Origin of the sequence: Enterococcus sp. DIV2449a (assembly GCF_051711225.1) — a bacterium.
Taxonomy (GTDB): Bacteria; Bacillota; Bacilli; order Lactobacillales; family Enterococcaceae; genus Enterococcus_D; species Enterococcus_D casseliflavus.
This window is the reverse complement of sequence record NZ_JBIOME010000001.1, coordinates 965,226-988,266: the sequence shown is the minus strand read 5'-3', so window position 1 is coordinate 988,266 and position 23,041 is coordinate 965,226. Positions and strand designations below refer to the sequence as shown.

Annotated in this window: 24 protein-coding genes and 1 pseudogene; 4 read left to right on the top strand and 21 right to left on the bottom strand. The window is 42.6% G+C overall.

Translation table 11 applies throughout. The features are described 5' to 3' along the window. Window positions 1–285 precede the first annotated feature (285 nt). The 7 genes from IGI76_RS04740 to IGI76_RS04710 form a co-directional block, all read right to left on the bottom strand. Window positions 286–693, bottom strand: a complete 408-nt coding sequence (locus tag IGI76_RS04740; RefSeq protein ID WP_270266324.1) for a helix-turn-helix domain-containing protein — start codon at window positions 691–693, stop codon at window positions 286–288. A gap of 463 nt (window positions 694–1,156) precedes the next feature. Continuing rightward, window positions 1,157–4,162: a WxL domain-containing protein gene (locus IGI76_RS04735; RefSeq protein WP_270266322.1), complete on the bottom strand. Its 3,006-nt coding sequence runs from the start codon at window positions 4,160–4,162 to the stop codon at window positions 1,157–1,159. Beyond that, window positions 4,083–4,421, bottom strand: coding sequence for a hypothetical protein (locus IGI76_RS04730; RefSeq protein ID WP_438781150.1), 339 nt, complete (start codon window positions 4,419–4,421; stop codon window positions 4,083–4,085). Before IGI76_RS04730 ends, IGI76_RS04735 begins: the two co-directional genes overlap by 80 nt. 291 nt (window positions 4,422–4,712) lie before the next feature. Continuing rightward, the gene (locus tag IGI76_RS04725; protein ID WP_270266320.1) at window positions 4,713–5,936 is read right to left on the bottom strand and encodes an amidohydrolase family protein; all 1,224 of its coding nucleotides are present in this window, start codon (window positions 5,934–5,936) and stop codon (window positions 4,713–4,715) included. Window positions 5,937–5,952: 16 nt separating this feature from the next. After that, window positions 5,953–7,314, bottom strand: a complete 1,362-nt coding sequence (locus IGI76_RS04720) for a citrate transporter (protein ID WP_270266317.1) — start codon at window positions 7,312–7,314, stop codon at window positions 5,953–5,955. A 337-nt stretch (window positions 7,315–7,651) separates the two neighbouring features. Next, window positions 7,652–8,575 carry a peptide-methionine (S)-S-oxide reductase MsrA gene (msrA, locus tag IGI76_RS04715; RefSeq protein WP_270266316.1) on the bottom strand — a complete coding sequence of 308 codons (924 nt, stop codon included), beginning with the start codon at window positions 8,573–8,575 and terminating at the stop codon, window positions 7,652–7,654. A gap of 324 nt (window positions 8,576–8,899) precedes the next feature. After that, window positions 8,900–9,445, bottom strand: coding sequence for a cysteine hydrolase family protein (locus IGI76_RS04710; RefSeq protein ID WP_005225439.1), 546 nt, complete (start codon window positions 9,443–9,445; stop codon window positions 8,900–8,902). Window positions 9,446–9,565: 120 nt separating this feature from the next. Here IGI76_RS04710 and IGI76_RS04705 point away from each other — a divergent pair, with 120 nt between their 5' ends. Continuing rightward, the gene (locus IGI76_RS04705; RefSeq protein WP_373193323.1) at window positions 9,566–9,973 is read left to right on the top strand and encodes an Lrp/AsnC family transcriptional regulator; all 408 of its coding nucleotides are present in this window, start codon (window positions 9,566–9,568) and stop codon (window positions 9,971–9,973) included. 39 nt (window positions 9,974–10,012) lie between these two features. Further along, window positions 10,013–10,305, top strand: a pseudogene (locus IGI76_RS04700) (hypothetical protein); the annotation flags it as partial. 24 nt (window positions 10,306–10,329) lie between these two features. Here the strand turns inward: IGI76_RS04700 and IGI76_RS04695 are convergent. The 7 genes from IGI76_RS04695 to rlmH form a co-directional block, all read right to left on the bottom strand. Then, window positions 10,330–10,680 carry a type II toxin-antitoxin system PemK/MazF family toxin gene (locus tag IGI76_RS04695; protein ID WP_270266314.1) on the bottom strand — a complete coding sequence of 117 codons (351 nt, stop codon included), beginning with the start codon at window positions 10,678–10,680 and terminating at the stop codon, window positions 10,330–10,332. Continuing rightward, the gene (locus IGI76_RS04690; RefSeq protein ID WP_080583835.1) at window positions 10,674–10,964 is read right to left on the bottom strand and encodes an AbrB/MazE/SpoVT family DNA-binding domain-containing protein; all 291 of its coding nucleotides are present in this window, start codon (window positions 10,962–10,964) and stop codon (window positions 10,674–10,676) included. The genes IGI76_RS04695 and IGI76_RS04690 overlap by 7 nt, the downstream gene beginning before the upstream one ends. A gap of 590 nt (window positions 10,965–11,554) precedes the next feature. Then, window positions 11,555–11,653, bottom strand: coding sequence for a type I toxin-antitoxin system Fst family toxin (locus IGI76_RS04685; RefSeq protein ID WP_115233064.1), 99 nt, complete (start codon window positions 11,651–11,653; stop codon window positions 11,555–11,557). A 603-nt stretch (window positions 11,654–12,256) separates the two neighbouring features. Further along, on the bottom strand, window positions 12,257–13,015 hold the full coding sequence (gene map, locus IGI76_RS04680) for a type I methionyl aminopeptidase (RefSeq protein ID WP_413130483.1): 759 nt from the start codon (window positions 13,013–13,015) through the stop codon (window positions 12,257–12,259). A 42-nt stretch (window positions 13,016–13,057) separates the two neighbouring features. Next, window positions 13,058–13,795: a tRNA pseudouridine(38-40) synthase TruA gene (gene truA, locus IGI76_RS04675; RefSeq protein WP_086338559.1), complete on the bottom strand. Its 738-nt coding sequence runs from the start codon at window positions 13,793–13,795 to the stop codon at window positions 13,058–13,060. Window positions 13,796–13,982: 187 nt separating this feature from the next. Beyond that, a complete protein-coding gene (locus tag IGI76_RS04670; RefSeq protein ID WP_413130482.1) occupies window positions 13,983–14,843 on the bottom strand; it encodes an LEM-3-like GIY-YIG domain-containing protein in 861 nt (286 codons plus the stop codon). Window positions 14,844–14,886: 43 nt separating this feature from the next. Beyond that, on the bottom strand, window positions 14,887–15,366 hold the full coding sequence (gene rlmH, locus IGI76_RS04665) for a 23S rRNA (pseudouridine(1915)-N(3))-methyltransferase RlmH (RefSeq protein ID WP_438781145.1): 480 nt from the start codon (window positions 15,364–15,366) through the stop codon (window positions 14,887–14,889). A 373-nt stretch (window positions 15,367–15,739) separates the two neighbouring features. Between rlmH and IGI76_RS04660 the strand changes: the two genes are divergently transcribed. Further along, window positions 15,740–17,044, top strand: coding sequence for a S1C family serine protease (locus IGI76_RS04660; RefSeq protein ID WP_231472388.1), 1,305 nt, complete (start codon window positions 15,740–15,742; stop codon window positions 17,042–17,044). Between the two features lie 68 nt (window positions 17,045–17,112). Here the strand turns inward: IGI76_RS04660 and ytpR are convergent, their stop codons facing one another. The 4 genes from ytpR to pepA all read right to left on the bottom strand — a co-directional run bounded on the left by ytpR (window position 17,113) and on the right by pepA (window position 20,307). Then, complete coding sequence (ytpR, locus tag IGI76_RS04655) at window positions 17,113–17,727, bottom strand: YtpR family tRNA-binding protein (protein WP_413130481.1); 615 nt, start codon at window positions 17,725–17,727, stop codon at window positions 17,113–17,115. A gap of 575 nt (window positions 17,728–18,302) precedes the next feature. Beyond that, window positions 18,303–18,764, bottom strand: a complete 462-nt coding sequence (locus IGI76_RS04650) for a universal stress protein (protein WP_438781142.1) — start codon at window positions 18,762–18,764, stop codon at window positions 18,303–18,305. Between the two features lie 12 nt (window positions 18,765–18,776). Further along, window positions 18,777–19,097 carry a thioredoxin family protein gene (locus IGI76_RS04645; RefSeq protein WP_438781739.1) on the bottom strand — a complete coding sequence of 107 codons (321 nt, stop codon included), beginning with the start codon at window positions 19,095–19,097 and terminating at the stop codon, window positions 18,777–18,779. 133 nt (window positions 19,098–19,230) lie between these two features. Continuing rightward, complete coding sequence (pepA, locus tag IGI76_RS04640) at window positions 19,231–20,307, bottom strand: glutamyl aminopeptidase (protein WP_438781140.1); 1,077 nt, start codon at window positions 20,305–20,307, stop codon at window positions 19,231–19,233. 292 nt (window positions 20,308–20,599) lie between these two features. On the opposite strand from pepA, the gene IGI76_RS04635 reads away from it, so the two are divergent. Then, window positions 20,600–20,944, top strand: a complete 345-nt coding sequence (locus IGI76_RS04635) for a peptidase (RefSeq protein ID WP_005225425.1) — start codon at window positions 20,600–20,602, stop codon at window positions 20,942–20,944. Between the two features lie 56 nt (window positions 20,945–21,000). On the opposite strand, the gene IGI76_RS04630 is transcribed toward IGI76_RS04635, so the two are convergent. The 3 genes from IGI76_RS04630 to IGI76_RS04620 all read right to left on the bottom strand — a co-directional run bounded on the left by IGI76_RS04630 (window position 21,001) and on the right by IGI76_RS04620 (window position 22,948). Continuing rightward, window positions 21,001–22,035, bottom strand: coding sequence for a YncE family protein (locus tag IGI76_RS04630; RefSeq protein ID WP_438781138.1), 1,035 nt, complete (start codon window positions 22,033–22,035; stop codon window positions 21,001–21,003). 77 nt (window positions 22,036–22,112) lie between these two features. After that, on the bottom strand, window positions 22,113–22,514 hold the full coding sequence (locus tag IGI76_RS04625; protein ID WP_005225423.1) for an Ohr family peroxiredoxin: 402 nt from the start codon (window positions 22,512–22,514) through the stop codon (window positions 22,113–22,115). A 185-nt stretch (window positions 22,515–22,699) separates the two neighbouring features. After that, window positions 22,700–22,948 (bottom strand): GlsB/YeaQ/YmgE family stress response membrane protein, encoded by a 249-nt coding sequence (locus tag IGI76_RS04620; RefSeq protein ID WP_005225422.1) that lies wholly within the window; start codon window positions 22,946–22,948, stop codon window positions 22,700–22,702. Window positions 22,949–23,041: the final 93 nt, after the last annotated feature.

Sequence of the window (23,041 nt, the reverse complement as noted above, 5' to 3'; positions counted from 1 at the left end):
ACAATCTCTTAAAAAAGTAAATACTACATATTGTGCTTCATTTAGATAAAAATCGATCTATTCACTATATATTGTATATAGCCTTCTGCATCTTTTCGCTTACCCTTAATCGTTACAAATCTTGAAAATAGCAGAAAAGAAAAAGTAGAATCAGCTTCCATCGATTGCCTCATCCCTCTTTCATCCCACATAAAAAAACACGACGCAGCTAGGCTCGTGTTTTTTTATCCATCGCTTTTTTTTCTCTTGTCCAAGCAAAATTTAGCAAAAAACTGTATAAAAAAATTATTTGTCGTCGGTGGCTGCTTTCAGCTTTTGCAAATCCTCTTGCTCGACAAAAAAAGTCACTTCTCCTGTTTCTAAATCGACGGATGCTTTGACTTCCACCCCTCGTGGGAAAAACTTGCTGGCATCCGTCTCGATTTTCAAACGCATTGTTCCGTCTTTCAATCCAGCGCCATAGGTCATCGTACGAAAGTTCTTTTTCATTCCTGTTCGCTCCTTTTTTAATAGCTCATCGACACTGCACCCATAAAGGGTACTCAGTTTCAATAAATTCAAACTATCTGGGACCGTCTTGCCGGTTTCCCAATTTGAGATCGATGTGCGGGTCACTAAAATTTTTGTTGCTACTTCTTCTTGGCTCATTTGCTGTGTGACTCGATGGTTCTTTAGCGCTTCCCCAATCGTCATCTTGGCCTCCTTCTTCTACCTTAACGCAGACCTGCTGTGGTTTCTGCTCAAATCCATTGATATCATGGCGTTGTCAAACAGTTTTGACAGGATTTTCTTAAACGAAATCTCCGTGATAGCGGTTTTCTTTCTATCATAGATGAAAAAAGAACAAATGACTAGAAAATGATCTTGTTATTTTGGGGAAACATTTAGTGAACGACTACATCTTTCATGACAGAATTTTTCCCGAATGTTTCTTGCCCTTCAACATGAAGGAGTGAAAAGCATTATCTGCTCTAGTAAACGTAATGAATGATCCTCCCAATTCTCCAAGCAAAGAAGATCCGCCAAAGCACAGGGGCGCTATCGGTTGCTTCATCATCGATGGCTACTTGCAGATAAAAAAACAGCTGCAGATTTTCTCTGCAGCTGCTGTCTCCATTTCTTCCTTTTTCCGATTACTGAGAAACATTTAGGCGGCTCAGTCCATCTCTGGGACAAAGCTTAATTCCCAATGGATAATGCCAGTATAGCTTGTTGCTTGCGGCGTAGCGTTGATAGGAACTTCCAGCATCACACTTTGATCCATTGTTTCTCCATCACCAAAGCGTTGGATCCATGTCCCGCTGCCTTGTCCCTCTTCCGCTTTTGCCAAGATTTGTCTGCCTGCATTTAATTCACGGCTTTCCCAGTAGGTTGGGGCACTGGAGGTATTCGAACTTGTAGTTGCCATACGAATGTTATTGAGTAATAGCTGGACTCCCCGCAGCTGATGGCCTTCCTCACTGACAAACCCTGCTTCATCTAGCCGTGCGCTCAGTGTCCAGCCGGTGGACTCCTCACGCCGATCCGAGATTTGAACATAATTTGGGCGTTCTCCCCCTGCCGGATCATCCTCTGCATTCCGCAGCTTTTGTGGCAGTGCTGGATAATAGGCTTGACTCGAACGAATCGGCACATACCCGAAATCAAATTGCGAGATAAAGTCGATACTGATCAACCCTTGGTTTTCAGGAAGAGTCGGGCGATTATCCGGATCAACATCTACATCAGGGTTCAGAGGATCTCGAGGATCGATACCGTCAACGATGACGGAGGACTCATTGCGTCGTCCATTTAAAAATGCCGTCGCCGTTACAACTTCTTGCCCACGGAAATAGTCAAAGTCGTCAAATTGGGAGAGATCAAATTCAAAAAAGCCATCTTCTTCGGCAATGACATGGAAACTTTCTGTTTCGCCCTCAGCATTTACAACAGTATCTAAGGTTGGTTGTGGTAAACTCAGATCCCTACTGAAACGAACGTAAGCGCCGGGACTGGTTTCTCCCGTGATCGTATAGGAATTGCGTTGAGAGCGATCATTGGTCAAAGGATCAAGCGCGATCTCGACAGGAGGAATATTCTCAAATAAGAGACGTTGCGCTCTTGGCGTAAAGTTCGCTCTAGCATGTTGTGCTATATTGGGATCTAATGCGCTAACCGAAGTATCGTTGCTTGGTATTCCTGTTACGCCTATATTACTATTTAAACTCAAAATAGGCCTCCAATCAAAGCTAGGTTCCTCGTTTGTATTTCCAGGTATCCATTGCTTAATCGACTGATTACTTACATTTAATCTTGCATTTTGAATCAAATGTGCCGTACTTGAGGTAATTGACCTAGTCCTTTGTAAATTTACCTTTTTAGCATCATTAATATTAAATTCTGATGTACTATTATTAAAGTAAATTAATCTCTGATTAACATTCGTACTATCAGATTGGATATCCAAGGTGGCATCTTTCCCCACATTAATTTTGCTATTTCTCGATAACCAAAAGCGAATAACATCATTATTTGTAGTGCCTTGATTTATCGCATCAACTCTAAAAGTACTACGTTCTCCAAGATTTATGCTAGTTCCTCCACGTAAAGAAACCAAATTTTGATTTCCCAATAAATCATTATTATTAACAGTACGTCCTGCAGAATAGACATTGATAGTACTATCTTCTATTAGATTTATTTCTGAATCATGACTATGCATGGCGATAGCAGCAGCATTATCCCGAGGATTTAAATTCAGCGCTGATCTCTTTCCAACACTGATGATATCTGGGACAATGGAGTTCCGGAAATGTAAATTTACTCCATCCACTTCCCCACCAGTTCCATTAGCAGTCAAGGTCATGGTTACATCGTCTCCAATAGTTAGTACTGAGTTGTGATTATAGAAATCGATATTTCCCGCATTTATCGTTGACAATTCAACAGTGGCTCCATCTTCAACAAGCATCTTATTGATTTCAAAGTTAGCTTGAGCAGTATTATCAATTCCCCATTCTCCCCTCCCTAAGCCTGCATCATAAGAAGCCACTTGATGAGACAAAACTTTGCCTGATAAAATGGCTGTAGTATTTAATGAATGTAATAACTGATTTCCTACACTATTTACATTGTGATAACGAATTCTAGATTGAGCTTGATGAGAACCATCTAAATTCGTAAAATTTATAGGTCCATACCAATTTCCATGATAGATTTCAATATTTTGCAATGTAATATCCCACGGTGTTTCAGTATTAACAGTGGAATCGTGAAATCCTACAGCCACTGCTCGAAAATCAATTTTACGACCGTTTCCTTCGATAATTAGCGTACGTGAAATTCTTGGAGCATTGATCCAAATATATGCCGTCCCTCCATTGGGATTAGTTGTAGCACTAAAACCATCAATACCAGTTAATCCTTCGGAGGGGTTATTAGAAGATTCAAAGCTAGTTGTCAAATTAATGTGATTAATATCTGGATTAATAATAGCGTGCATAAACTCTTGCCAATTAGAGACATCACGCTTAGGCTCCTCCGAATCTTCTAGCAGGTAAAGATTCCCCGGATCATCGGTATCATAGGAAAGCGCTCCGTCTTTTTGCTCTGTTTGGTCAGGGGCGGTTATTTCTTGCTGCTCTTCATTCTCGGGTTCTTCTTCCTCTCGATTGCTTACTTTGCTTTCTTCCTGACTATCCTCACCTTCCTTTGGTGAACCTTGGATTTCTACTGCCAACCGTTCTTCTCCTACCATGACTTCGTAGGTTCCTTCTTCTTCAAAGGCTAGGGGCAAAAGCCAATTGCTCTGAGGTGTTTCGCTAAGCAGCTGCCACTGGTCGGATTCCACCTGTTCAATCGTCATTCCTTCAGGAAACAAGGAAGACTCAATCACTGTCTCTGGCGGTAGAACCACCGCCACTTCGGTTACTGGCTGATGTGCCATGATTTCGATGGGGATTTTCTCCCCTAAATATCCTTGCTTGTTGCTCGTTAAAAATTGAAAATCAACGTCTTTTAAACCAGCCCTTTCTTCCACTAGAGAACGTTCATCCTCTTCTCGTTCTTGCTCCTGCAGCGCATACAATGGCGCAATAAAAGTATCACGTAAGAAGGGAAAACTCAACGGAATACTCACTAGCCCAATCACTAGGAGCAGAAATTTTAGCGGCTTCTTTTTCATTTTGTTGATCTCCTCCTTTCTTTGTATAGGTACTATGATTGTGACGATTGGTTAAATACTGCTCACAATAACTAGGAAAAACAGCCAACGAAATATGCAAAGCCAATGCAGTTTTTGCTTCTTTTCTTCTCTTAAACTGAGCAATGCGTTTCTTATGTACAGCTTCCAGAGATCCCAACCTAAACGCTTTTGAAAAATCTGATTTTAGAAGTGAAAAACAAGTGCCTACTCCTCTTTTCCTGCCGAGAAAGACCCACACTCCTTGATTGTCTCTTTAAGTATAAGGTACAGCTCCACAGATCAAAAATCAGGATATTCATCAGTCAAGGAAATCCTTGCATGGGGGCATTCCCAACTTCTAGATCAGGAGGGTTCATTGAATCGAAAACGTCCTACTGTCGGTTTCAGAAAATCAAAGCGTATACCGTTCGACCTGGTTGCTCCTATACGAAAACACATCCGTCAAAAAGCAGTCAGACTGCCTTTGACGGATGTGTTCTTTCAGTGATTCACTTTTTATGTGACACCCCCCATAGGGGTGAAAAATCGCTTAGCGGTGGATCGTCACTTCTTTTTTGACTTCCACGGTGATGCGGCCATTTTTGATGACCATCAAACGTTCAGGAATATCGATCAGCACATCGGCTTTTTTCTGGGTATCTAAAAGAATCAAATCTGCGCGGTTGCCAACAGCGATCCCATAGTCTTTGATATTTAATGCTTTGGCGGTATTGGTCGTAATCATTGGCAAGACTGTCGGCAAGTCATCGGCGCCGCCTAAGTGTGCCACTGGCACAGCCAGCATAGCGATTTGGATCAAATCCCCATTGCCATAGGGCGTAAAGGCGTTTCGGATATTGTTGCTGCCTAAGCAAATATTCACACCAGCATCACGTAACTTGCGAATCGGTGTCACGGCACGACGAACATTGTAAGCATCGTTTCTGGCACCTAAATGCAAGTCGGTCGCAGGCAACGGCATCACATTGATTTGGGCTTTGACCATCAAATCGATAACTTCTGCCAGCTGATCCGGTTCCATGGCGTGCAGCGCAGTCAAATGTCCTACAGATACCCGACCTTGATAGCCTTCTGCGATGGTTTTTTCACACAGGTAGACGATCGATGTATCGTCTGCTTCGTCAGCAAAATCTTGATGCAAGTCAATGTCTTTATCAAATCGTTTGGCGATCTCAAAGATCAAGTCGATGTGTTCATTGGCTGGCGCATCATTGTAAGGAATGCCGCCAACGACATCGGCGCCTTTTTCCATCGCTTCGATCATCATTTTATCCGTTCCGGGTGCTTTAAAAATCCCTTCTTGGGGAAAGGCAACGACCTGAATGTCGATCAGGTCTCGGTATTCTTCTTTTAAGCGCATGATGGTGTCAAATCCAGTGAAGCCTTGTGCTGGATCAAATTCGGCATGGGTGCGCACAGCAGTCGTGCCATGTACGATCAGCATTTCTAATGCGCGTTTCGCCCGATCATAAATGTCTTCTTCGGTAAAGGTCGGTTTCAACTTTGCCGTAACTTGGATCGCTTCTTGCAACGTACCTGAATTATTGGGTTCACGATCGGCGATCAAGGATTTGTCTAAGTGGATATGGCTTTCGATCAATCCAGGGATCACCACTTTGCCTTTCGCCTCAATCGTTGTTGCTGCTGATTCTTCAATGTTGGGTGCAACTGCGGTGATTTTTCCTTCTGAAATTGCAATGTCTACTAATTCTGCATCGTCTTCAAGACGTGCTTGCTTGATCAATAAATCCATGTTTTCCTCCTATCCATCAGCCAAACACTAAGCTGATGACTAATAATAATACGGCTGCTAAACTCAACCACTTCACGTTTCCTTTGACTACATCCAGAATCGGAATTTGGAAACCAGAAGATAAAGCTTGCATCGTAATGTTGACAAAACTCATTTGACTGCCGAGGCCAACCCCCATCGTTACAAAGCCAAGAGCTAAGACTGGGAAGCCTAATGAAACGGCAACTGGTAGCACGAGTGTTAAAACGGAGCCGACATAGGCACCTGCGGGAATCCCAATCAAGACACCCGTCAAGATCGCCACGGGAACCACGATCGCTGCGGGGGCATTTTGTGCCGCACCGGCAATTACAGCAAACGTCCCAGTTTCAGCGATCACGTTGATGAAGGCTAAAAAGATCCCCACTTGGAACAAGCGGGTCAAAATATACGTGGATCCGTCCACCATCGCTTCCACCGATTGATTCATGGAAAAGTCGGTACAAACAAAAATCAACGCTAACGTGACCACCATATAAACTAGCGGTGTAAAGAGGACAAAGCCGATCAGGTCATTGATCAACGGTCCAAAGATGACCGCAAAAAGCAAGAAGATCGCAGGCAGTGTCGTTTTGAATAACTCGCCATTGCTTTTGTTTTCGTACTCTTGGTTGGCTGATTCTTTGAAGCCCAGATGACGACGCTTGGTCCCGAAGAATGCCAATAAAATCGCCAAACCAACGAATAACAACCAAAATGGGCGCATTTGATCGACATAAGAAGCGACACTAAAACCGCCTAGTTCAGACACGATACTAGATTCCAAAGAGGCAGGAGAAGTCGTAAAGGAGACCGCTGCCGCTAACGACATCGCTGCGATCAATTCGGGTACCACCCCAACTGCCGCAAATGCTAACGGTGCGATCACCATCGCACTCCCGCCGCCGATTCCAGACATATAAGTCGCTGCTGCCAATAAGATGACAATAAAACCAGCCACATATTCCACTTTTCCTTTGGTTCCTCTTTTGGCTAAGGTTAAGGCCGCCGTATAACTGCCCGCTTTGAAGACCGCCATCGCTACAGCGGAATTGATGATTGGCACCGTAATACTCAACATCGTCGGAATAGCTTCCAACAGTTGCGAATTAGCTTCAGCTAAACTGATCCCGCCAATAATCATCGCCAAGATCCCAGCAATCAAGCCAGCAATGATCATATCTACTTTTTTAAAGAGCAAAACCAGCACTAACACTAATGGAATCAGTACTAGAAATGCTTTAACTCCTGTTGGTGCGACGATCTCATTGATCGCTTCTGCCGCAAACACTGTTCTTTCTGAAAAGATAAAAAGAATGAGAGCCATAAACAGTGAGACGAGCGTTCCCTTTTTTTTCATCACATTTCTCCTAACTTATATGAACCTTCATATAATAAATGTTGTGTTGCTATGGGGTGTTGCCGATTGATTTTTCTCTGGTGTTTCCCACCTTCTTTCCTCGAAGAAAGGAATCAAGCAAAAGACACCTGCTTTTTCGACCTTTTTCGCCACTTTTTCTTTCTCTATTATAATTCTTGTTGTTAACGCTTTCTTTGGACATTATTCTAAAATAAATCTACGTTTTTTATCCAATTGGCTAAAAGCGCAGAAAAAAGCGTGGCTTGTGGAGAAAAGAGCCTTCATTTGATTCTTTTCCCCTTTTCTCGGAGCCCCGCTTTTTTTAGTGATCCTCTGTTTATGATCGTTTTTTTCCTCGGTTTGTCCAGCGTTTCAGCCGATAAAAAAGCATCAGTTGTTTGCGCGTTCGCTTGATCCGCTGGTAGCGCTTTGGCTGTTTCTTGTAAAATGCTTGATGGTAGTTTTCCGCTGGCCAAAACTGCGTGGCCTTGCGGATCTCGGTCACGATGGGTTGCTGATAATAACCAGATTGGGCTAGTTCCTTTTTGGCTTCTTGCGCAAGCACTTCCTGTTCAGCAGTCGTATAGAAAATGATTGGGCGATAAAAATTGCCGCGATCTTGAAATTGTCCGAAAGCATCTGTCGGGTCTGTCACTTGCCAGTACAACTGCAACAAGTCCTGATAGGTGATGATTTTGGGATCAAAAACGATCTCTACCGCTTCGACATGCCCTGTTGTTCCGCTTAGTACTTGATCATACGTCGGATTCGGGACTGTTCCCCCAGTATACCCCGACAAGACGGAAAGAATGCCCGGCTGGTCTTCAAAAGGCTCTACCATACACCAAAAGCAGCCGCCAGCAAAAATAGCCACTTCTTGTGCTTTTTCACCTGTTTCGTTCGGCTCCACGGAAACTTCTACTGGTTGGACTTTGCTTGTTTCTTCATTCCTTGCCTTTTTCGGTGCTGACTGGCTGATTGTTTGATAAAACTCTGCGACATTCGGGGTCAGATTGTTTCTCAGTGCCAAAGGACGCAACGACGCTTCTAGTTTTTCCAAAACCCGCTTGGTCTGTTGGTCTTCAAGGCTATTTGACGATTCTTTTTCGTGTTTGCCTGCTTTTTGTTTGGTCGCCAGCTGAGTTTCCAGTGTATTTTTTGCTTGCACCAGTTGTTCTCGTTCCCACTGTCTTGTGCCAGGATGCAAGATCAAATTATAGATTTCTGACAGCCACGCCATCGTTTTTTGCTTCATCACCATTGCCCCTTTGCCTCATGAAGGAGCGACTTTCGCTCCTTGTTTGGTTGCACTGTACCATAGTTTCACCGATTCGCCCAATTTGATGCCCAAAAAACGTTCGAGAAAAATCCTCGAACGTTTTTGGCTTTTGTATGGGTTGGTGCGTAATTGGTTCGCATGCATCCTCTGAAGAATCAGCTCAGTAGAATTGGTGGGTACGCAACTGGGCATTCATTTTTTTAGAAACATTGAAGCGGAATGAGTTAGGATCACCAATTTCAAAGAGTGATCAAGAACCACTCAATGCAAATGAACGTTGCCTTTGTTGGTAAATACGCAATTTTTCTACAATCCGTTTAAATAGTCATCGGTTTTCATCACCGTAGAGAAGGTTTCCAAGGCCGATAAAAACGCTCGTTGAACAGCTTCCGCAGGAATTTCGTGTGCTTCAAATGTTAATGCTTTCGTTGCCGTGGCATCAGAAATCAGTATGGGCTGATAACCGAGTTCTTTACTAGCTCTTGTGGTTGAATCGATGCACATATGCGTCATCATCCCAGTGATGATAACTTGTTGGACACCTAAAGAGTCTAACGTTTCTTTTAAATTTGTTTCAATGAACGAGTTAGGAAAGTGCTTTTCGATAATAATAGAAGAATGCGTTGTTTTTAACTGTTCATGCAGCCGTACGCCTTTGGTCCCTCGTTCAAAAAAATCAGCCGCTTCTTGATCGTTGATGTGTTGGATATAGATGATCGGGAGTTGCTTTTCGATAAAAGACGCTTCTAGTTTATTTATGTTTGCAAGCGCCTGTTCAGGGGAATGAAGGGCCATTCTTCCTTCTTTAAAATAGTCATTTTGGACATCAATAATTACTAAAGCTTTTTTCATAGAATCACCATTTCTTTTCTTATTTGTTATAATCCAGTATAAATACATATGACCCTACAACAAAGCGTCACTTGAAAAAGATAAAGTCAATTCACTTTCATTATGAAAAGAGGAACCCTTATGGACATCATCGATGAACAAATCCTAGCTATCCTGAAACAAAACAGCAAATTATCGAACAAAGAAATCGGCGAAATGGTCCACTTGACGGGACAAGCCGTGGGCAATCGGATCTTGAAATTGCAAGATGAGGGTATCATTCAACGATTTAGTATTGTGGTGAATTACCCAAGTACGCAATACATCCGGTTTTTTATGGATTCAAATCGCTATACAGCTTTTGAAGCCTTCGTGAATCAATACAAAGAAATTGAGGTCTTTCATAAAGTTTCAGGTCAAGCTTGTTATCTCTTGGTCAGTCATTTTACAGATGTAACCTTCCCTTTATTTATAGAGAGTCTCTCAAACTGGGGCAGGTATAGTGTAGAAACCTTTGTGGCTGACAAACTCAATCATGGGGATGTTTGATGTTAGCCGTTGTGGACTAGTCCTACATTCATTAGATTCCTTGATATATTCATCGAAGTCTTGATCGTCGAAATTTTGGCAATGATGCCTAGCAGCAGCGTGCCGAATTCAAACATCGCCAAGCATAAAGTATTAAGACTGCTAGTGCAAACGGCGTCTATCAAGGTCCTCCTAAGTGATACCGTGCAAACACAAAAGATCCCCACCATCGCCTTGTTTATAAGAGCATCGTTCAGGATCATGGGAATGGAGCTGGTATCTTAAAGATTGCAATGGAGTATAATGTTATGAGACAAAGCGTTTATAGAATAAAAGAAAACAGCATGGTCAACATCGATAAGATGAGCATGCTGTTTTTATCTACTTACTTTTTGAAATACTGTTCTAACTTTCATCAATAACTCATCAACCAAGTGCTCATGCGCTTTTTCAAAAAAAACACATGCGCTGGCTTCATAATCAATTGTCGTTAATTGATCCAACAATACTTTTCCTGTTGTCTTCATGCCATAATCTGGATTAATACTTACATATAACGGATAGTTTCTACTTGTACTCGAAATCGGAGCAACGGTGGCAACATTACTATAATCTGCAATCATGTCATGACTTAAAACAATATAGGGCCTTTTTCCCGTTTGTTCATGTCCAGCACGAGGAGCTGTATCCAATAACAAAATATCCCCTTGTCTAGGTTTTCTTACCATTTTTCATTCCCTACTGCTTCACCTAAATGTTGAATTTCCACATGATTTCTCTCAGCAGTGTAGTTTTCAAATAACTCTTCAATCGTTAACTCGTTTTCTACATTTGCTGCTTCGATGATTAGCCGTTTATGCCCGTTTACTTCTTCTTGTATTATCTTCACTTTGTCATCTGTATGAATACCAAGATACTCCATAATGTACTTTGGCAATCTAAGACCGTTACTATTGCCCCATTTTTTTATAGGTAGCATTTCCATGTTCGACACCTCTTTCTGTATATACATAGTATAACTTATACCGCGACAGAGTATATACATAATTATCCTTTTTGGTCGATTCACCTAAATTCCATTAAAAAGAATCGTTCTCAAAAGTGGACTCTGCTGTGCTAATAAAAATTTGTAGTATGCTGAAATGTCGCATTGTAAAACAATGACTGACATAAACGATTTGATTATAACCACGTGATACGCTCATTAGGTATTAACAATATTTGGATGCAAATAAGTAGTAAACAACAGGGATTGCTGTCCCTCCCCTACTTATTCCCTCATGTGTTCTATATTGGATAGCATAGCTAGTTCGAAAAAATAGTTAACTTTCCCACTAATCAGGGAGCCAACAATTTCTTCAATATGAATACCTGCAAAACCGTCACCCATGGCTTTATCAGAAAATACTGGGTCGTTTTCTTTATCTATTCAAGTGGATATCACGGGTAGTTTTTTATTTTTTTCTGTGGTATAATAACCTTGCGAAACGATAGAAAATTTATAGCACTACAGCACAAAGACGCTCCCTAACCGCGACGAAAGGGAGCGCCTTTTTTTATGCTAGTTGCGACTGCTAGCATGTGAGTTGGATAGCAACTTGCTTAGTTGTCGTCTTTGTCTTTCTCATCCAACCAGTGAGAAAATAGTTCGATGACTATACCAACAATAATTGGTGCGACAACCAACGATAGAAAACTCATATACACTACAAACACCCCCCCAGGGGGCAAGTTGCCTTTTTTATTATATCAAATCTTCAGCATCATTTAGACAGTTTTCAAAAATAAAAGTGTAATCTATTAATTGAATAAATTACCTATTTTTTATCTAGTAGCTGGTCTTAAATATCTAACGTCAACTCTGTCCTCACACTATAAAATAGTCTTCTATAGAAAGAATGAAGGGAAAAAATCTCAAACACTTTTAAGCTTCTAGTCCATTGTATGAATGATTTGAAATTCATTGGTTTAATTAGTTTCGCTCTTTATTTTATCGGGCTGATAAATCAGAATTGACTCTTCAATCCTATTTTCATTTTAGGTAGAAAAAAGATCGTTCTTTAGTTTGATTAAATCACTCCAAAACAACTGAGCATACGATATGCTATATGAATGACTCCATCAAAAATACCGATATGAATAAACAAGCACTTGTTGATTTCTGAGTTCTTTTGTGAGTCTTTATGAAAAAAGCACAGTTCGAAAGGGCGTACCATCAGTTAGGTACGCCCTTTTAAGAGATGCAGAAAGTATACATGTTACGGAAATTACACACAGTTATTTTTCAAAGACACTAAGTGATGTTCACGCTTCTTCCTTTTGCAATGTCATGATGACAGGACCTTCTTTGGTGATGGCGATCGAATGTTCATATTGTGCACAGTAGCTGCCGTCAATGGTGCGTGCTGTCCAGCCGTTCGGGTCCATCTTCATGCGCCAAGTGCCGGTCGTGATCATCGGTTCGATAGTGATCGTCATGCCTTCTTTCAACCGAATTCCTTTGCCAGGTAACCCGAAATGAGGAAAGAATGGTTCTTCATGAATGGTTGGGCCAATGCCGTGAGCAATAAAGTCCCGCACGACACCATACCCTTTTTCTTCAGCGAAGCTTTGGATCGCATAACCAATATCGCCAACTCGGTTGCCAACCTGTGCTTGCTCGATGCCTCTCATCAAGGCTTCTTTCGTGACTTCCATCAGTGCTTGATGTTCTGGTGAAATCTCTCCTACCGCATACGTCCAACAGCTGTCAGAGATTGCCCCTTTGTAATCGACACAAAAATCGACTTTGACGACATCGCCTGATTTTAAAACATATTCTGAAGGGAAACCATGACAAATCTCTTCATTGACACTGATACACGTCGCAAATTCATAGCCTTCAAACCCGATTTGCGCGGCTGTTGCCCCTGCAGCTTCTATCTGTTGATGGACAAAGGCGTTGATTTGGTTCGTGGTGATACCGGGAACGATTTTCTCTCGTAGCTTTTCGTGAATACTTGCCAAGATACGACCAGAAGTTTTCATTTGTTCGATCTCTCGTGGGGATTTTAATGTGATCAATAGATGATCTCCTTTCCTTAAATAGCCATTACCCTGTTTCTTTTAATAATACACCTCATCTAGAAATAAGCCATGAGAAGGCACTGTTTCACCAGCTGCTTGTCGTACTTTATCGGCTAACACTTGATCGATCACTTCTGGTGGCAGTGTGCCATCGCCAATGGCAATCAGTGTGCCTGTCAAGATTCGGACCATTTTATGCAAAAAGCCGTTGCCTTTGAAGGTAAACCGCAATAGGTCGCCTTCTGGTGTGATGGTGATTTCATCGATCGTGCGCACCGTTGATTTTTTTGATTTTTTCAATGCAGAAAAGCCGATAAAATCATGGGTGCCGATCAACTTCTCAGCCGCTTGCTGCATTTTTTCCAAATCAAGGGGCTGCGGGCAATGAAAACTAGTATTGCGAACAAAGACCGATGGGATTGCGTTGTTCCAAACATAATAGCTGTATTGCTTGCCTTTGGCGTGATAGCGTGCATGGAAGCGCTCAGGCACTTCTTCAATCTTGTTGACGACGATGTCTTGCGGCAAATAACGGTTAAAGAACTGCTGCATCTCTGGCAAACTCATTTGATGAGTCGTCTTGAAATTCGCCACTTGTCCTCGAGCATGCGTGCCCGCATCGGTTCTGCCAGAACCCACGATCTCAATTTCTTCTCCCGTCAATAATTTGATGACCCCTTCAACTTTTTCTTGAATGGTTTTTTCTGAATCTCCTAGTCGTTGCCACCCTAAGTAGCGCTTGCCGTCATATTCAATCGTTAATTTGATATTTCGCATGGTTATTGCTCCTTTTTACCGATACTATCGGTGGATAGTTGTGATTGTTGTTTAAAGTGACTTTTAAAAAATATACAAGTGCATTTATACAAGAAACAGTACACAAAAATTTTTCTATTTTTCATACTATTTCTATTATTTATAAACGTTTCGTCAACCTAAAAGTTCTTAAAAGAACAATATGACGTTATCTCGCTTGTTTTGTGTTTATATAAGCGATCGCACTGCCGCTTCCAAATTTAACTTCTGGCAATGAACGCTTTACTAAATTGAGTTCCTTCAGTGTTTCTTCTCTAGTTGATAGTGCACGGAACGCATATCGCGTTAGACCGTTTTCTAGTTTCTTTGATTCTGAAAACTGCTCAGATACTTTATAAGCTGCCACAACAGCATTTTCTGCTCCTGTGTTAATAGCGATGATATAACGGATGTGTTGAATTTTATTGCGCCCAATAACCCAGTTCCCTAAAGTTCGCGACTTTAGATTTGAAATATCCCGATATTCTTCATATATAGGGTATTCTTTAGATTCATCTTTACTCAAAGAAAAAGCATCTCTTACTTTTACTGCTAATATCAAGTCATCCGTTGCTATTTCACTGATAGACATTGGTTGGAAGCCAAAACGCTCTTCGATTTCCTCAACGAGCATTACTTTAGAACCATGTCCTTTCACCAAATTTGTCAGTGAAAGCCCCTGTACCAGCTGTGCATAATTGATCATAACATTTTCGCTTGCATATGCCTCATTTTCAGATAACCCATAACTTAGGATATAACTTAATACTTGTAAATTTGATTCAATAATTTCTTGAATCGTTTTAATTTTTAAAGTAATTGCTGTTTCATTTTCTCCAACTAAATTTGCTTGTTTCATCCTATTTAAAGCAGCTTGCCGATGGGCAAAAATACGATTCCCTTTTCCTTTCCCAATATAAAAAGGCTGGTTGTTTCTAGGATCAACTAAACAATATACATAATATAGATGCTTCTCATCTTTTTGTAATGTTGCGAGCGTAGAAGCTGAAAACTGATTAATTTCCTTCATTTTTTCTTTCCTTTTATTGATAGATTATCCTTACTAATTCGTTTTACTTATGATACGGCGCCCCCGTATTGATTCGATACGCGCGATAGATTTGCTCCAATAAGATCAGTTTCATGAGTTGATGCGGATAGGTCATTTTGCCAAAAGAGATTTTGGCATCACTGCGGGTCATGACTTCTTGACTCAAGCCTAGGGAGCCGCCGATGACGAAGGTCAGTTGGCTTTTTCCTTGGATGCCGAGTTGATCGATTTGTTTGGCGAAGGCTTCGCTGGTGGGGTTAGTGCCTTCGATCGCTAAGGCAAAGACATAATCGGTGTCTTTGATTTTGGCTAAAATGCGCTGGCCTTCTTTTTCTTTGATTTGCAGCATTTGGGCTTCACTCAAGGTTTCTGGTGCTTTTTCATCCGATACTTCGACAAACTCAAGCTTTGCGTATGCCCCCAATCGTTTGGCGTACTCGTTGATTCCTTGAACGAGGTACTTTTCTTTTAATTTTCCTACTGTGACGATTTTGATTTTCATAGGTGCCTCCTCGTTATCCCCTTATTTTATGAAAATGTGGACAATGCTATCCACAACCTTTTACACACTTTGACTTTCTTTGAAATCCTTCTATTTTATCTATAAAACAGCGACACTTCAAGGGTTTCTTCATCCACCCAATCAAAGCTCTCGAACTTGTCCACACACTGTGGATAAAAAGACCTTCGCTTCTCCCCAGTTTCGCCTGCTATTTTTATTCAAAAATGAACGGGTTTTGCGAAGAAAATTTCATCGTTTGAAACAGATTCTTACGCAACTTCTTCATATTTTTTTCAAAATCTCTTAGTAGACTAATCTCAGATAGAAGGAATATACTGATTATAACGAATTATTCATTAAGGGGGAAATAGTAATGGCAAGAAAATATGTCACACCAGGCAAGAAAACTTCTCCTGGTTTATTAAAACGATTAGGTATTGGGATTTTAGGCGGTATGGTCGGCGGTTTATTGACCTTCGGCGGTCTGTATCTGGCAATGGGTTCCTCTTTGACTTCAACACCAGAAACCACGACCAACAGCGGGGTCCAAGATTCTAACGGACAAACCCAAGTATCTAATGTAAAACTTGATGTGACTAGCGATGTCACTGAGGCAGTTGAAAAAGTACAAGATTCTGTCGTTTCCATCATTAATCTACAACAAAGTCAAAGCAATGATTGGAACAGCCTCTTTGGTCAGCAAGGTGGACAAAGTGAAGGCGATAGCCAAAGCGACGACGACAGTGCTTTAGAAGCTTCTTCTGAAGGTAGTGGGGTCATCTACAAAATCGATGGCGACAATGCCTATGTCGTAACCAACAACCACGTCGTTGAAGGTCAAGACGGTTTAGAAGTTGTTTTAGCAGACGGTACGAAAGTCAAAGCTGAATTGGTCGGTACTGACGCTTACACAGACTTAGCTGTATTGAAAATCTCTTCTGAGCATGTGACGACTGCCGCAACATTTGGTGATTCAAGTGCCTTGAAAGTCGGCGAACCAGCCATCGCGATCGGTTCTCCTCTAGGCTCTGACTACGCAAACTCTGTGACACAAGGGATCGTTTCTTCCTTGAATCGTCAAGTAACAAGCCAAAACGAATCTGGTGGTACGATCAGTATCAATGCGATCCAAACGGATGCTGCGATCAACCCAGGGAACTCTGGTGGTCCACTGATCAACGTTGATGGTCAAGTGATTGGGATCAACTCAAGTAAAATCGCCAGCACCTCGGGTTCTGCTTCAGGCGTTAGTGTCGAAGGGATGGGCTTTGCGATCCCAAGTAACGATGTCGTTGAAATCATCAATCAACTAGAAGCAGACGGCAAAGTGGTTCGCCCTGCACTAGGTATCCAAACGATCGATTTAGGTTCCATCACATCACAACAACAAGAACAAATCTTGAAAGTTCCTTCATCCGTAACTTCTGGCGTTGTGATCTACTCAGTCAACAATGCAACACCAGCAGAACAAGCAGGATTGCAACAATATGACGTTATCACGAAGATCGATGATACAGAAGTCAGCACAACAACGGATCTGCAATCTGCGTTGTACAAACACAAAGTCGGTGACACGATCACTGTAACCTTCTATCGTGGCGATGAAGAAAAAACAGCAGAAGTAAAACTTTCCGTTGATACGTCGATCAACGAACAATCAACAGACAGCAGCAACTAATCATCAAAACCAATCGAAACAATCAAAAAATGAACTGCCGCAAAAACAGGAAGCGGCAGTTCATTTTTTTAGGCATTACCGACTGGAAAAGCTTCACCTACAACGGCATCTTGAGGCAGCTCAAGAATGCCTTTTTTCATTGGTGCACCTTCTAAATGCAGTTCTTTAGCAGAACAGATCATTCCGAAGCTTTCTACGCCACGAAGCGTCCCCGGCCAAATCATCAAGCCATCTGGCATCATTGCCCCAGGTTTTGCGACAACGACTTTCAAGCCTTTACGGATATTGGCAGCACCACAGACGATTTGCAAGACTTCCCCATCCCCGACTTCTGTTTCCGTGATAGACAGATGGTCGCTGTCTGGATGTTCCACACAAGATTTCACATAGCCAACGACGATTTTTGGTTCTGTATCTGCTGGCAGTTCTTCGCTGAATCCTGCTTCTTTGATCATGGTGTTCAATTGTTGGATTTGTTCTTTCGTCAACGTCACTTGGCCACGGCCTTCGATCGTCATCACTTCTGAGATCGCAAAAAAGTTCCAGCCGACGATCGTGCCTTCTTCATTTTTGATTTGGGCAACATTGCCTTTGCGTTCGACGGTTTGTTCTAATCCTTTATCATCTGCTGTGATGGCAAGCAGTGTATCACTGACATATTCTTTGTTATAAGCAAAAATCACGTTTTTTCCTCCTTAGGTACTTACACATTCCGCCCATAATCTTAACAAATTTTTCGGCATCCGTCATGGAATTTCTTTGTTTTCCTTGAAATTCTACTTATTTTCAAAGACAAAAAACGCCTGAGAACCAACTTCTGCTGGCTGGCTTAGGTTGAGAATTGGCGAAGGAGCAGAACCCGCGGCTTCTCAAGAACTTGCTGGTAGAACTACGCTCTACGAAAGAAGGCAACAACAATAAATTTTCCAAAAAACGGATACAGAAAAAAACTAACAACCAGCTGCGGCTTATTAGCTAAGACGCTGCTTTGCTAACGAGCCGATAAACACTGGTTCTAAAAACTTCTGTTTGGCACTACTACCTAAGAAGAAAGACAACAGCGACAGATGTCTTCCTTCAAAATGAGCAAAAAATCCTGAGAACCAGCTGCAGCTCATCAGCGAAAGACGGTGCTTTGCTAACGAGTGAAACATCGCTGGTTCTCAGGAACTTTCTTTTAACCCTTGTCTTCTTTTGCTGCCATCTTCTTTAAGGAAAAGAACTCGGCAACGACAAGCTTATTTTTTCAAAAATGACCTTACGCTTTGGTTTCTTCAGGCGATACGATCAGCACGTCGCACCGGGCTTCACGGATAACGAAGCTGGCGACACTCCCCATCATGAAGCGTTCCACGGCGTTCAGCCCAGATTGCCCCACCATGATCAAATCGATGTCGTATTGATCTGGTAATTGAGTGGCAAGGGCGTCTTTGATGGAGCCGTAAGCGACGATGCCTTCTACTGGATCAAAATCCACTGATTTTGCGTATGCTTTACAGTCGTCGATCAGATTTTTCGCCGTATCTTTTTCTTGTTCCAAGATGGAACTATCCAAAGGTGCATAGCCCATCATGGTCGGTACTTGCTGATCGATGATCGTTGCGGCATAGACCTTCCCTTGATTTCGACGAGCGACTTCCACTGCTTTTTTGAAGGCAGACATCGCTTGATCTGAACCGTCGATCCCTACTAAAATGTTTTGATATCTTTGTGCTTCCATCTTTTTCCCCTCCTATGCTGATTGTACGCTGGTTAAAAAGGTTTCGATCTCTTCTTTGGTTTTGCGATCCTTGTTGACTAACCGTCCCAGCTCCTTGCCGTCTTCGATAACGACGAGGCTAGGAATACCAAAAATGTTCCATTCAACCGCTACATCCATGTATTCATCGCGGTCGACTTCGATAAATTGAAGCTCTGGAAAGTCCGCTTCGATCTCAGGCAATTGCGGTTTGATGTAGCGGCAATCGCCACACCAATCGGCGGTGAAAAAGAAGACATTTTTGCCTTTCTCCACATATGTTGCTAACTCTGCTAAATCTTTTGGAATAATCAAATGCTCACCACTTTCTTTTCTTTCAGTATACACCTTTCTTTCAGGGACTACCAACTGACATGCTGATCTTGCAAAGCCCTGCAGAAAAAAAGAGACAACGGATGGCTGTCTCTTTGCTTTCGTTCGTTCTCGCTTATTGTCCAGCCAAGATCGTATCAACAGTTGAACGATCCAAACCTTTCAAGACTTGAATCACCATTTCCCGTGCCGCTTCAAAATCAGCGATACTGAATAGGGTTTGGTGAGTATGGATGTAACGTCCAGGAACACCGATGACTGAACTTGGGATCCCTTCATTTGCCATGTGTGCCGCACCAGCGTCCGTACCGCCTTTTGAAACAAAGTATTGGTAAGGAATGTTGTTGCTTTCTGCTGTATCCAACAAGAATTCTTTCATCCGTGGCAACATGATCATGCCTGGATCATAGATTCGCATCAAAGTCCCGGATCCTAGATGACCAAAGGTACCATTTTTGGTGACTGTGTCATCTGCTGGCGAGCAATCGACCGCAAAGAACAAGTCGGGTTTGAATTTCGTCACAGACGGACGAGAACCTCGTAAGCCGACTTCTTCTTGAACGTTGGCACCAGCAATCAGCGTATGGCCTAACGTTTCCTCTTTCAAGGCTTCAAGTGCTTCTAATACGACTGCACAGCCGTAACGGTTGTCCCAAGCTTTCGAGATGATGTTTTTCCCATTGGCTGTTTTGATGGTTTCCACTTGTGGGACGATCGTATCGCCAGGACGTACACCAAAGCTTTCTGCTTCTTCTTTTGATTCAAACCCAGCATCAAACAAAATATCTGTGACTTCGACATTTTTTTGACCGCTGCTTCCTCGCAACAAATGTGGCGGTACTGAAGAAGAAACACATGGATAATCGCCTTTCGCTGTTTTCAATGTAAAGCGTTGAGCAGAAACCACATAAGGGTTCCATCCGCCTAAAGGAGTGACTTTGAATAAGCCGCGATCGGTGATCGTCGTCAATAAGAAACCAACTTCATCCATGTGAGCAGCTACCATCACTCGTGGTGCATCTGCTTCTTGGTGGTGACGCAAACCGAAGATGCCGCCTAAGCCGTCTTGTTGGATCTCGTCCACCAAGGGGGTCATCGCTTCACGCATATACGCCCGCACGTCGTGTTCAAACCCGCTGGTTCCTTGTAACTCCGTTAGTTCTTTGATGCGTTGAAATGTTTTTTCTTCCATGATCATTCGAGAAACACGTATCGGTTGTTTGCTGCCCTAAAGAAACAAAGCTGCTTTTTTTGAAAAAGCAACGCTTGCTGTTGCTGTGTTTTCCAGCAATTTTTGGGTGAAACAACGGATGTGCTCTCTTCCTCCTTATTCCTACTGATATTCTTTATTATAGCGCAAATTTCTATTGTTGGTTATTTTTCTTATAGAATATTTCTAAACTATGGTAAACTATTGTTAAGAGAACCTGTGCTTTCACCGAGATCAAAACATTCGGGAAAACTTACTTTAGGAGGGACATTAGATGGAGAATGAGCATCCATTGCATTATTTTAAAAATGGACTGACCATCGGTTTAGGTCTTGGCTTTGCAGGAGGGATTTTTTCAACGATCTGGTTGAAGAAAAGGCAAGCCATGAATGCCGATGATGTCTTAGACAATATAAAAGCGGCGTTTATCAAAGAAGGACCGATCGAAGGTTCTTGGATCAATTTCGAAAAACAACCTTTGCGCAAATTTGCGATCACTTCCCAAGGATATACTGGCGGCATTACCCGCACCGAAGACGGGCAGCTTGTCACCTATGAATTTTTGGCAGATGCTCATACAGGCACCGTCTTAGATATCCAACGAGCAATCGTGGACTAATCACTGCACTTACGACCAGCTTCTTAAGAGGCTGGTCTTTTTTTTAAGCAGTGCTTTTACTGGAGCAAGGTCGCAAGGTCCAATACCGCGACTTCATCGATGCTGCCACCTTTTTGCCGATACGCCCATGCCCCACTTTCAAACAAGCAGTACAGCTGTCCTTTTTCTACCACGATCTGTTCAAGGTAATGGGGAAACTTGATGCGTCGCAACGCATGTTTGCGGGTCAGCACCGTTGCATCCTTTGAAAAGACCCATAACTCCGCCGACCCTGGTCCAAAAGAACGTGCCAGCAACATGTATTCAGTGGTAAAGGCGATACTTTGGACTTTCGTGGTGGTGACCCTTCTCTTACGAGGCTTGATGCGAGGAGGCGTTTTGCGACCGCTGTCTGAAAGAACAGGCAGCGGATAATTCGCCACCACGCCTCCTTGTTTCAAGGCAAAGGTCCCTGAGACAAGTTCACCGCCATCGGCTGCCAAATAGGAGCTGTGAGTGATGCCTGCCAATTCGATGACTTGCTGATAAGCGATAGGCTGATTGGTTGCCAAGGAATCATCTTCCAGCAGTGCTTGTAGAGAAACACACGCCACGCGCCCCATTCCTTTCCCTGTAATGGTTAGCCACAGCATTTGCGTTGCTCGATCAAAGACTAGGCCACCGACATGGGGGCGTTTTGGCAGAACCACCGTTTTCAGATGCCGCCCGCTCGTTCTTTCTATTATATAAAGCTGTGAGTGATGTTCCTGCTGCGAACAATACGCTGAGATGAACAAATAGTCCTCTGAAACGGCCAACCCTTGTGGGGTCATTGCCTGACATTGATCTGCATGCTTGTGCAGCCTCGTTTCTGCTTTCGCCGTTGCCGTCGTTGCCACTGCGGCAGTGGCTTCTTTTAAACCGGGAACCAAAAGGACTGCTTCCCTTTTCGCCCCGGCTGCCAGCCACGCTTGCCGCACACTGGGATAACGCTTCAGCTGGGCTGCCAGTGCTTGGTTGTGGCGTGTATGTCGGTGCTTTTTTAGCCAGTACACCACAAAAAGGCCAACCGCAAACACGCCCAAAAGCAGCAAGCTCTCTGTTTGTCTCATTGATTGACCTCCTTGATGAATTCCCTCTTGTCGGTTGATTTACCAACCGCTTATTGTTTGTCTATTCGTAATAATGCTTAGACTACTTGAACTTCGACATCAATGTTGCCGCGAGTTGCCCGAGAATACGGACAAAAATCGTGGGCTTCTTCTGCGATTTTCTCTGCCTCGGCTTTTTCAACGCCTGGTAACGATACTTCTAAAATCACGCCGATTTGGTAACTACCGTCCTCATGCTGATACAAAGACACTCTTGCTTTAACTTCGGATTCGGATTCGATGTTATGCTCTTTCAGCATATGCTGTACGGCACCGTTGAAGCATGAAGCATAGCCTGCGGCAAATAATTGCTCAGGATTGGTCCCTTCACTATGAAGACCTGGCTTGTCGATTTTCAGATGAAAACTACCGTTTGGTGCTTCGACCTCTCCGACACGTCCGCCTCGATTGATCATCGCTGTTTCATATTGCTTTTTCATTGAACCTCTTCCTTTCTTTTTTTGACCTACTTTAAGTGTAACGACAATTTTCTAATCTGACAAAAGGATTGCTTATGCATCCTTTTAAAAAACAAAAAAAGGCAAACCCAGAAACTCTGGATTTGCCTGTCTATTCGAGGTAATTGCTACCCGAAATAAATGAATGAAAACAATTGCTGAATGGACTAGCCGTTTGAACGTCCTAAGAAGAATGAAACAACAGCAACTACAATAACCGCACCAATAATTGATGGGACGATTGCCATTCCAGCAAGTGATGGACCCCAAGAACCTAAGATCGCTTGTCCAATAGCTGAACCTACTAAACCTGCAACGATGTTGGCGATCCAACCCATTGATCCACCTTTATTTGTGATAGCTCCGGCGATCAAACCGATAATAGCTCCTACGATTAATACCCATAACCAATGCATATTTTTCTCCTTCTTTCTTTTAAGTAGTTATTACACATATTATGTTACGCTTAATCCCCGTTTTAGACAAAAGATTTGCACTCAATTTGCAAA

Excerpts from the sequence above, each read along its gene's own strand:
- IGI76_RS04735 (WP_270266322.1), bottom strand. The coding sequence starts at position 4,162 with ATGAAAAAGAAGCCGCTAAAATTTCTGCTCCTAGTGATTGGGCTAGTG.
- IGI76_RS04625 (WP_005225423.1), bottom strand. The coding sequence starts at position 22,514 with ATGAAAAAGCAATATGAAACAGCGATGATCAATCGAGGCGGACGTGTC.
- IGI76_RS04720 (WP_270266317.1), bottom strand. The coding sequence starts at position 7,314 with ATGAAAAAAAAGGGAACGCTCGTCTCACTGTTTATGGCTCTCATTCTT.
- IGI76_RS04635 (WP_005225425.1), top strand. The coding sequence starts at position 20,600 with ATGGAGAATGAGCATCCATTGCATTATTTTAAAAATGGACTGACCATC.
- IGI76_RS04630 (WP_438781138.1), bottom strand. The coding sequence starts at position 22,035 with ATGAGACAAACAGAGAGCTTGCTGCTTTTGGGCGTGTTTGCGGTTGGC.
- pepA (WP_438781140.1), bottom strand. The coding sequence starts at position 20,307 with ATGGAAGAAAAAACATTTCAACGCATCAAAGAACTAACGGAGTTACAA.
- IGI76_RS04690 (WP_080583835.1), bottom strand. The coding sequence starts at position 10,964 with ATGTATATACAGAAAGAGGTGTCGAACATGGAAATGCTACCTATAAAA.
- IGI76_RS04650 (WP_438781142.1), bottom strand. The coding sequence starts at position 18,764 with ATGGAAGCACAAAGATATCAAAACATTTTAGTAGGGATCGACGGTTCA.
- IGI76_RS04740 (WP_270266324.1), bottom strand. The coding sequence starts at position 693 with ATGACGATTGGGGAAGCGCTAAAGAACCATCGAGTCACACAGCAAATG.
- rlmH (WP_438781145.1), bottom strand. The coding sequence starts at position 15,366 with ATGAAAATCAAAATCGTCACAGTAGGAAAATTAAAAGAAAAGTACCTC.
- IGI76_RS04620 (WP_005225422.1), bottom strand. The coding sequence starts at position 22,948 with ATGCATTGGTTATGGGTATTAATCGTAGGAGCTATTATCGGTTTGATC.
- IGI76_RS04710 (WP_005225439.1), bottom strand. The coding sequence starts at position 9,445 with ATGAAAAAAGCTTTAGTAATTATTGATGTCCAAAATGACTATTTTAAA.
- IGI76_RS04660 (WP_231472388.1), top strand. The coding sequence starts at position 15,740 with ATGGCAAGAAAATATGTCACACCAGGCAAGAAAACTTCTCCTGGTTTA.
- truA (WP_086338559.1), bottom strand. The coding sequence starts at position 13,795 with ATGCGAAATATCAAATTAACGATTGAATATGACGGCAAGCGCTACTTA.
- IGI76_RS04670 (WP_413130482.1), bottom strand. The coding sequence starts at position 14,843 with ATGAAGGAAATTAATCAGTTTTCAGCTTCTACGCTCGCAACATTACAA.
- msrA (WP_270266316.1), bottom strand. The coding sequence starts at position 8,575 with ATGGTGATGAAGCAAAAAACGATGGCGTGGCTGTCAGAAATCTATAAT.
- IGI76_RS04725 (WP_270266320.1), bottom strand. The coding sequence starts at position 5,936 with ATGGATTTATTGATCAAGCAAGCACGTCTTGAAGACGATGCAGAATTA.
- IGI76_RS04695 (WP_270266314.1), bottom strand. The coding sequence starts at position 10,680 with ATGGTAAGAAAACCTAGACAAGGGGATATTTTGTTATTGGATACAGCT.
- IGI76_RS04705 (WP_373193323.1), top strand. The coding sequence starts at position 9,566 with ATGGACATCATCGATGAACAAATCCTAGCTATCCTGAAACAAAACAGC.
- IGI76_RS04685 (WP_115233064.1), bottom strand. The coding sequence starts at position 11,653 with ATGAGTTTTCTATCGTTGGTTGTCGCACCAATTATTGTTGGTATAGTC.